A 1,386-nucleotide genomic window follows, 5' to 3' on the forward strand; every position below is an offset into this window, starting at 1 on the left:
CACGCAGACCCAGCCCACACGCGACGAGGCATCCTACGAATGGGCCCTGGACTGGCTCATGGACTGGCTCACCGAGGCGTACCACCACGAGCTCCACGCCATGGACGAGTCCTGCGAGATGCTCGCTCTCCTAGCCGCCGGGCTCATGCACCAGCACCAGGGCAAGGCGCTCCAGCCCACCCCACTGAACACCAGCCGCCCCGCCCCCACCGGGCAGCGCCGCACGCCCAGCGAGGTCGCCGTCGTCACCGCCTCCCTGGCGCAACTCGCCGGGATGGACCCCGTCGACCTGCTGCGCGACGCCATGGGCGCGTACACGGGAATCCTCGCCGAGGACCGCTGCATCTTCTAGCCGAGTAGTCCCACTTCGTCGGGGGCGGGTCCACCACCCCCCCCCCCCACCCCGAACCATTCCGCGACGAAGGAGAACGATGAATCATCAGAGCGTGCCCGCGCCCCACGACGTTCCGGCCGAGGCCATGGACATCATGGCCTTGAACTACGTCGACTACCGCTGGGACCTCACCCTCACCGGGCTGCGATCGGCCACGGTGTACGTGCTCGATGCGGCAGCCCGCGCCCTGGACACCACCCGCGCTGCCGCCCACGCGGAGCTGTGGCCGCTGGCCCTGCGCCTGGTCCAGGAGTGGCCGGTGCCCACCACGGACGACCACCACTGGCGCGCCGCGTTCGTGGGCCGTCTCCGCCAGCAGACCTGGGAGGACTGCGGCCGTGTCCGACGCCTGCTGTCCCGGATCTCCGAACCGCTCATCGGAAAGGACGACCCACGTCAGAAACTCGTCCTACTGCTGGCCGGTGCGGCGGCGTGGCTGCCGCTCATCGGCAAGACCGGAGGGCAGCCGCATGACGCCCTCGCCCGCGAAGACCTCCCCCTCGGGCTGCTGGTGCTGGACGCACTCGCCCAACGCGGACTGACGAACACCTACATCGACAACGACGGGGCTCGCGGCCCCGAGAACATCGTCGTCGTCCCTCCGGGCCCGTTCGACACCCTGCTCTACATCGGCACCGAGGAGGAGAACATCAGCCCACCCCCGGGGGTCGCCCCCAACATCCTGGTGGAGTGCAGCGGCCCGGAGGGTTCCTCCACCCTCTACGAGAGCGCCCACGCCCCGGTGACACCCGCACTCATCGCCGAGGTCGCCGACCTCGCGGCTGAGGCTGCGCGCGGCCCCGAGCCGCACTCGGTGGCACGCCGATTCGCCCTTCTACTCCACCACCTGTGCTCCGCACTCCCCACCAGCGACCAGGTGGGCGCGGACGAACGCACCACGCCGGTGACCCTGGAAGTCGACGGCAAGGACCACACGGTCATGGTCCCTGAGCAGCACCTGACCTGGCTGATGGAGGCGATCCAGGGTGACC

Annotated in this window: 2 protein-coding genes; both read left to right on the forward strand. The window is 70.1% G+C overall.

What is annotated here, in order from left to right; all coding sequences use genetic code 11:
• Window positions 1-352: hypothetical protein (locus ADL05_RS31375; protein WP_197285948.1), on the forward strand; the 352-nt coding region annotated here is incomplete at its 5' end.
• 79 nt (window positions 353-431) lie between these two features.
• The coding region (locus ADL05_RS26810; protein ID WP_156366070.1) for a hypothetical protein at window positions 432-1,386 on the forward strand (955 nt) is incomplete at its 3' end.

The organism is Nocardiopsis sp. NRRL B-16309, assembly GCF_001279585.1.
Taxonomy (GTDB): Bacteria; Actinomycetota; Actinomycetes; order Streptosporangiales; family Streptosporangiaceae; genus Nocardiopsis.